The organism is Desulfoluna sp. (assembly GCF_030145185.1).
Taxonomy (GTDB): Bacteria; Desulfobacterota; Desulfobacteria; order Desulfobacterales; family Desulfolunaceae; genus Desulfoluna.
The window spans coordinates 1-8,077 of record NZ_JAQYWB010000127.1; the positions used below are offsets into that span (position 1 = coordinate 1).

The window sequence follows — 8,077 nt, forward strand, 5'->3', positions numbered from 1 at the left end:
CCCCTTCACCGATGGCATCCCGAAGGGTCGCCACCTTACGCATCATCATCTCCACGGTGGAGCGATAGCGAATGTTGTTCTCCACCAGACTGGACATCTCACGATCCAGGTCCACCGGCGCATCTTCCACAATCTCGGTGTTCATGGCCCCGGCAGGCCGACCCCGAAAGTGTTTCTCATGGGTTCTGTCCAAGGCTCCCGTGCTCTGGCTCATCTCGACATCCAGGGTTTTCTGAAAATCGAGATCTTTGGCCTCATACCCCACCGTGTCCATGTTGGCCAGGTTGCCGGTGATGAGATTGTGGCGCCTTGCTGAGACGTCCATGGCCTTGCCGAGCAGGGCATACGTATGATCGATGGCAAACTCGCGTGGCATGATGCTCCTGCTTTTTTAAAAAAAGTACGCGTGTCAAAACAAGAGGGAGGGTGACTCCATCCCGTGGACGTGCCCCAGAGGTCACGCCCGTCTCTATCTATTGCAAACTGTCACAAATAAAAGAATGCAACAACCATGCCTTAAGGGATCTCCGTTCCATCGGCACGGTACTCGTTTAATTTATTGCGCAGGGTCCGCACACTGATGCCGAGAATTTTGGCGGCATGGGTCCGGTTGCCGCCGGTCTGTCCGAGGGTGTCAAAAATAACCATACGCTCCACCTCACGCAGGGGAGTACCCTTGAAATCATGGGACATCGCGGCGACCGGTGCGGGCAACGGCAGGGGCATCTCCCCCTCTTCAAACCAGAGCGCATCTGCGCCGAGGGTGTCCCCATCGGCCAGGAGGACCGCCCGGTGAATCAGGTTTTCCAGTTCACGCACATTGCCGGCAAAGGGGTAATTCCTCAGGCGATCCACGGCGTCGGACGTCAAATTTTTGACAGAACGCCCGTCCTGGGCACTGAATCTCGCCATAAAATGACGGGCCAGCGCCTCAATATCCTCTTGACGTTCCCGCAAAGGGGGGAGCTTAACGGGGATCACATTGAGGCGAAAGTAGAGGTCTTCTCGAAACTCTCCCTGGGCCATGGCCTCTTTCACGTCCCGATTGGTGGTGGCCACCACCCGGACATTAATGGAGACCGGAGCCGTGCCCCCCAGCCGGTCCACCTCTTTCTCCTGAATGGCCCTCAGCAGTTTGGCCTGGAGGACCACCGGCATTTCCGTGATCTCATCCAGGAGCAGGGTGCCTCCTTCGGCCAGCTCGAACTTTCCGATTTTCCGCGCGGAGGCTCCGGTAAACGCCCCCTTTTCGTGCCCGAAGAGTTCGCTCTCCATCAGGCTCTCTGGAAGAGCCGCGCAGTTCACGGCCACAAAAGGCCCGCGGTTTCGAGCGCTCCTCCCATGAACGTACCGGGCAATGAGTTCCTTGCCCGTGCCGCTCTCCCCGGAGATAAGCACCGACGCCGAACTGTCGGCCACGCGATCCAGCATGGTGAGCAATGCCTCCATGCGGGGGTTGCAGGTGATGATACGGGTCTTTCCGGCCACCCGGCCCCGACTGGTAGATAAAGACACCGCGCGGGCATCGGCGAGGAGGCCGATCTGTTCTGAGGTCACCGGGGCCATCAGGCAATCGCGTGCCCCACTTTTCATCCATGCCACAGCACGGGCGGCATCCGGGGTGTCCATCGCCACCACCACATCCGGGGCCTCCTCTTCGGCGGTCAGAACCGAAAGAAAGGGCAGGAGGGCATCCCCCACCGACGGCCCATGCACCACCACGAGATCATAGCTCGACGAAACCAGCTCCACGACCTCCGGGAGCTCCGCGGTTCGCGTCAGACTGTGCCCTTTTGTTTCCAGAACCGGTCCCCACTCCCGACTTCGGGACAATCCCTGATCAACCAACAACACCTGACACGCTGCCATGCACTTCCCTTCTTCCTGCCTCTTTTTTACACTCAAAAATCAACGGACTCCGCCTGGCCCCCCGGAAACTTTTGCCGGGGCCTACTGTGACCCGCCCAATCTTTTCGACAACTCCATGGCACGGATCCGTTCCGTGGCCATGCCACTCCAGAACTCATCGTCTGAAGCCGCCACCGCCCGGTAGAGAACCAGAGAGGTTTCCTCCTCCCCTCCCCGGGCCAGGGCATCGGCCCTCAGAAAACGAAGCTCCTCTGCGGAAACCTCCTCGCCGGCATATTTTTCCGCCTCGGCAAAATCAGCGGTGGCCGCCTTATAACGCCCCAGCTTCATGTCCAAATCACCCAAACGCCGATGTGCGGTATAAAGCGCTGCGCCGGGCAGGGGCTCTTCAGACCCAAGCAGGGGAATCGCCTCCTCCAGCCAACCGGCGGCGGCAGCGGGGTCTCCCTGGTCTTCACGGCACCGGGAAAGCCAGACTCGCGATTCGGCGCCCCCGCCCAGGGTCAGGCTCTTCTTAAACAGGATCTCGGCCTGTTCCAGCTCTCCAAGATCAAACAGGATACGTCCCAGGCGGAGGGCCGCATCGCCCTGATTGGACGCCTTGCGGTAATGCTCAAGGTAGCGGGTAAAGATGGCTTGTGCCTCTTTTTTCCGACCGCCTTCATCGAGTGCCCGCCCCAGCTGAAAATAGAGCCCTGCCAACCGCGCCTCCCCCGACCACTTCTGCCGCTTGATGGAAAGAACAATGGCGCGCTCCAGCTCTTCCGCTGCGCTCCCATAGAGGTGGGCCGTCATAAAGGCCTCTCCGGCCAGGAGAAAGACATCGGGATTTTCCAGCTTATGAAGAAGGCGACGTTCCTTTTCAAAAAAAGAGATGAGGTCCACGTAGCTCCCTTCGGCGAGGAGACCCTTGAAGTGCCCCAAAACGGATTGTTCCAGTCGGGCATACGCCTCGGTCCTCAAGCCGCCGGCCCCTAAGACCAGAAGCTTTTTGACCATCGCAATGCTTGCCGTATGATCCCCGGCTTCATCATACAGGGCGGCCAGGCGCAGCATGGACAGGCGGGCCAGGGGATGCTCTTCAAAATCATCCATCACCTGGGTGTAAAGGGCCTCTTTCTCTTTGCGGTCCTGAAGCTGTTCTGCCAGACGAACCAGGGCCGTCACGTACCCCTCGCCTTCGGTGTAGCGCGCAATGACCATCCGGAAAAAAGAAGTAGCACGCGCTTCGCGGCCATCATCGAGCCAGGTCTCCCCCACGCTTTCAAGGGCCATGTCTGCCCCTTCCGCCTGGGGAAAAAGGTTGGCAAACTGCACCAGATATCGGCGCGCATGCGCCCGGTCACCGGCTCGTAAGGCTGCCTGGCCACCGTAGTAAAGAAGATCGGGATCACGCCACACGGCCTCGTCACTTTCGGCCATGAGGGTTTCAAACAAAGCCTGGCTGCGAGCAAAATCACCCACGTCATACAGAGCCAGGGCCATCTCTTTGCGTGCCTCCCCAGCAAAGGTGAGGGCCTCTCCCAGGGCCTCCACCGACTCCAGCAGCGGAAGCGCTTCCACAGCGCGACCGGTCTCTCGCAACAGTTTCCCCAGCCGAAAGGTGATCCCCGGTGCCGCCGTAAATCCCGCATGGTCTTCCAGGACCACCCGGTAATACCCTTCTGCCATGCCGTAATCTTCCAACTCACTATAGGCACTCCCCAGCATGGAGAGGGCATAAGGCAGATAGGGCGAATCGGGGAACTGGCTGATAAAGGCGTTGATACGCGCCGGCAGTGCCACCATCTCCCCTTGATCCGGGCGGGCTTCAGCCTCCCGAAAGGCACTGAGCACCTGGAGCACCTGAAGTCCCTCGGCACACCCACGGGAAATTTCGAGACGTTTCAGGCTTTTTGCCGCCGCCTGTTCGGCCTGGCGGTAGGCGCCGCTTCGCATGAGGGCAAAAAGACGATCCATTCCGTCACTTTCCTGACATAAGGAGCTCTTCACCTCCAGACGGAGGTCATCCAAGGTGCCGGAAAATCCGTCGCGAGCCCTCAGGTGCATGTCATCCCCGGAAGGCGTGGCCTCGCTCGGCACATGCCCCAGGACCCGCTCTGGGGTCAGTACCTCGGCCTGTTTTTTTTGGCTTCGGGAGGCCTTATTGCGGGACGCCTCCTTCAGCACCAGGGAAATCACAAGGCGCTGCGCGTTCCAGGCATGATCCATCCTCACAATCGGCTGCACTGTTTTCACCAGCAGCGTGGTCACCCCCGGGGTACGGTGGCGGATCGCCACCTGAAGCCCACGGGGTGAGGCCCCAGGCGAAGGAAAGACCCCCTCGTCGATGGAGACATCCTTCAAGGCAACCAGCAATTCATGGTCGTCAATCTTCACCACCTTTGAGGGCACAGCCTCCGACAACTCAAACACCACACGGGCCGGGAATTGAGTCATGACCACCTTCGTCACCTCAGCTGCCCGAACCTGCCCGCACGATAGAAGCACACACGCTGTCAGTACCCATGGGATCCATCCCCTCGTCATTTTTGGGAACGCCGTCATCGCCAACTCCTTACTGGTCCCTTATCATTCCGGCGCCGCCCTCGGCGGGGACACCGGTGTCCGGAGAGAAAGCTTTGCAACCCTTGTGCCAGCACAGGAGCACATTGCGAGCCCTTGCCATAACCCATTAAAAGCGCCGAGAAAAGGAGACATTCAAGACAAAAACTGCCTGTAATAAGGAAGAATCGAAAGGCGGGACGCCCGCCAAGAAATTGACGGAAGAAAACACGGAAAGGCATCAGGGGAGATCGGTGCTCCTCCCCCCATGCCCCGTGAAAAAAATGGCTGATAAACACCATGACTACAGAGAGGGTGAGGTCGAGCACTCCTCGATCTTCATTTTTTTAATCTTCTCCACCAGAGTGGTCCGCTTCATATTAAGAAGCTCGGCCGCCTTGGCCTTCACCCAGTTGGACTCGTGCAAGGCTTGAAGAATCAAGGATTTCTGATGTTGCTCCACGGACTCATGAAAATTCACACCACCACGGGAGTCCCCATAGAAAGGCGCCCCTAAGCTGTGACCGGAGACATCGGAGATAAAATGATCGGGGAGATCATCACGTTCCACGAGGTTGGCATCCACCAGAACCGAAAAACGCTCCACGAGGTTCTCCAACTCACGGACGTTGCCCGGCCAGTCATAGGCCCCCATAATCTCCAGGGTCTCGGGTGCGAACCGCTTTTTCTCCATCCCGGTCCGTCGGGACAATTTTTCCATGAAGTGTTCTGCCAGAAGGGGAATGTCACTGCGACGGTCCCGCAGAGGAGGCATAATGACAGGGATCACGTTGAGGCGATAATAGAGGTCTTCACGGAACCGCTTCTGCGCCACGGCCTGGGCAAGATCTTTATTTGTGGCAGAAATGATACGAATGTCCACGTGAATGGAGCTGGTGCCCCCCACACGTTCAAAGCACTTCTCCTGAATGGCTCGAAGGAGTTTGACCTGCAGATCAGGGCTCATGTCCCCAATTTCATCGAGGAAAATGGTGCCCCCGTTGGCCAGCTCAAACCGTCCGGGACGGGACCGATAGGCGCCGGTGAAGGCCCCTTTCTCGTGCCCGAAGAGTTCGCTCTCCAGCAGTTCACCGGGAATGGCCCCGCAATTAATCACCACCAAAGGAGCGTTGTGCCGGGGACTGTTCCGATGAATGGCCCGGGCAATCAACTCTTTGCCCGTCCCACTCTCTCCGGTGATCAGGACCGTGCTGTCCGTGGACGCCACCTTGCGGGCAACGTTCAACACACGCTTCAGCCCCTCACTTTGCCCCACGAGGCCCCGGACATCAAAGAGCCCTGTGGGCACTTCTTCGGAGGTGGACAGGATCGTGGCGCGACACGCCTCAACCACCTCATCGGCACTCACCCCCTCATCCAGACGGAGGGTGTCCTCATAATCCGGTGCCGGCCCCTGTCCTACAAGGATCAATGGAGGCTGGCCACAGCGTTTTAAAATAGCTGAAAGTGCCGAGGCATCGTTCTCGGAAAGGTGGGAAGCCACAACGGCCCCATAACCGGAGTCGCCCACGGACCCCATGGATACATCCATATCAGGAGCTGCTTCGACCTTCAGGTCGCAATGGGAGAGCATGCCCATAAGAAGAGACCTGTCCAGCCCTCCTGATATGAGCACTTTGATCATCCTGGTGTCCGCCATGATTGCTACGGTCCTATCTTGCTGCTTTCGGAAGTGGAATGAGTTGTTGCGCAAAGCTCAGGGAGTGATAACGAGGGGACACCCTTGTTGCCTATCCAATAATTTTGCCCAGCTTGTCTGCGATGGCTTCCGCCGTAAAGGGTTTAACCACATAATTTGAGACGCCCGCCTGCACCGCTTCGATGACGTTCTGCTTCTGGGCTTCGGCGGTCACCATAAGGAAAGGAATATCCTTATAATCGGGGTCCGAGCGCACGACTTTAAGCAGGTCCAAACCCGTCATCTTGGGCATATTCCAATCAGAAATAATCAGGTCAAAGCTACCCCGCTTCAACTCCTCCAGCGCTGTGGTGCCATCATCCGCTTCCGTGATATTGGTGTACCCAAGCTGCTTGAGAATGTTTTTCATGATTCGGCGCATGGTGGCAAAATCATCAACAACTAAGATCTTCAAGGATGTACTCATTTCCTGATCTCCATCGTTCTCTAACGCGGCCCCACCGACCCTTCATGGAATAGCATCATGAAAAACCCCACTGGGTCTTCCACCGCATTCCCGACGGCGCGGTATCCTGTCCGAGGTATAACACCGAAAGATGTCGACTCATCGACTGATTCCAAATCTATCGTGCACTAGTCCGTTATGATCTAACAGATAGCATCGGCGTCACAAATCCACAACAGGCGGCCATTAATATTCAAGGCAGACTTCTATCGTAAATCCCCCCCCATCGGTTGTAAAGGGGATGGCTATCTTCGGTCCATCGGAGTAGTGGGTAATGGCATGGCCCCGACCGCTCACCACGGAAGGGATGGAGCTATGAAAAATCCGACCATGCTCCTCCATTTCACGCCTTGCCTGCCCCGAGATCATGTTGATAATCTCGCCAACGGCGTCCGACACCTCATGGGAGAGTTCGGTGATCTCCTCTCCGAACATATTGGACACCACCCGGAGAATACTCCCCTCATCGAAGGTCACGGCAATGGTGCCGTTGGTCTCACCGGTCAAACCAATGATACCGGTCACATCTCCCGTGGCTCTGTCATCACGCTTCAGGTAGGGAGTCCCCGCCTGGCAACTGACAAAAGCCATGGTCTCCAGTACATTGGACGTGGCGTGAATAAATGGGTTGATCACATTTGCATCCATAACGCACTCACTCGCCCCATCGGCTTTTCAGCCCGTATTGATCTTCCTAACCGTTACTCACCGTGGGACACCTTGAGTCCCCCTTGCCGCATCACCTTCAAATAGGCATCGACCACCCTGGGGTCAAACTGTTTCCCGGCCCCTTCTCGAATAAGGGCGGTCACCTTGTCCAACGGCATCTTCCGTCGGTACGCCCGGTCGGAGGCCATGGCATCAAAGGCATCCGCCACGGAAAGAATCCGTGACAAGAAGGGAATCGCCACACCGTGAAGTCCTTCGGGATAGCCCAAGCCGTCAAACCGCTCATGATGATGGCGGATAATCTGCGCTTCGCGATCCCACAAACCAAGCTGCCCGACAATGTCTGCACCAATGTCGGGATGCTCTTTGATCTTTTCAAACTCTTCGTCCGTCAAGCGCCCGGGCTTTAGAAGTATTGCATCACGGATCCCGATCTTTCCGATATCATGGAGCCTGCCGGCAAAATTCAAAATGGCCAGCTCCTCTCGGGTGCAACCCAGCTCCGTCCCCAGAAGAATCGAGATTTCTCCCACCCGGTTGGAATGCTGGTTTGTATAGGAATCACGGGCTTCTACGGCTTTTACAAAGGCCGAGAGAGTCGAGAAAAGGTTGTCATAAATATTTTCATACAGGGCCACATTTTCCACGTTGCCCGCCGCCTTTTGAGCCATAAAACTCAGGTGGTAGACATCCGTCTCCGAAAAATGGCGATCCGGTGTGATGTGACTGGTCATCAGAACCCCCAAGCTTTTCGCCCGGATCTGCAGGGGAACCAGCACCAGGGAATTCATGGGGACCTTAAACGCTTTGAGTCGCGAGCTGTGAGAAAT

General features: G+C 57.1%; 7 protein-coding genes. All 7 read right to left on the bottom strand.

What is annotated here, in order from left to right; genetic code table 11:
- On the bottom strand, positions 1-376 hold a 376-nt coding region (flgB, locus tag Q1Q75_RS21970), incomplete at its 3' end, for a flagellar basal body rod protein FlgB (protein WP_300675267.1).
- Positions 377-516: 140 nt separating this feature from the next.
- The gene (locus Q1Q75_RS21975; RefSeq protein ID WP_300675269.1) at positions 517-1,869 is read right to left on the bottom strand and encodes a sigma-54 dependent transcriptional regulator; all 1,353 of its coding nucleotides are present in this window, start codon (positions 1,867-1,869) and stop codon (positions 517-519) included.
- Between the two features lie 81 nt (positions 1,870-1,950).
- Positions 1,951-4,308: a tetratricopeptide repeat protein gene (locus Q1Q75_RS21980; RefSeq protein ID WP_300675271.1), complete on the bottom strand. Its 2,358-nt coding sequence runs from the start codon at positions 4,306-4,308 to the stop codon at positions 1,951-1,953.
- 409 nt (positions 4,309-4,717) lie between these two features.
- Complete coding sequence (locus Q1Q75_RS21985; protein WP_300675273.1) at positions 4,718-6,073, bottom strand: sigma-54 dependent transcriptional regulator; 1,356 nt, start codon at positions 6,071-6,073, stop codon at positions 4,718-4,720.
- Positions 6,074-6,164: 91 nt separating this feature from the next.
- Entirely contained in the window at positions 6,165-6,539 is a 375-nt protein-coding gene (locus tag Q1Q75_RS21990) for a chemotaxis response regulator CheY (RefSeq protein ID WP_300675275.1), read from the bottom strand.
- A gap of 225 nt (positions 6,540-6,764) precedes the next feature.
- Positions 6,765-7,226 carry a chemotaxis protein CheX gene (locus tag Q1Q75_RS21995; RefSeq protein WP_300675277.1) on the bottom strand — a complete coding sequence of 154 codons (462 nt, stop codon included), beginning with the start codon at positions 7,224-7,226 and terminating at the stop codon, positions 6,765-6,767.
- A 53-nt stretch (positions 7,227-7,279) separates the two neighbouring features.
- A partial coding sequence (locus Q1Q75_RS22000) for an HD-GYP domain-containing protein (RefSeq protein WP_300675279.1) occupies positions 7,280-8,077 on the bottom strand: 798 nt, incomplete at its 5' end.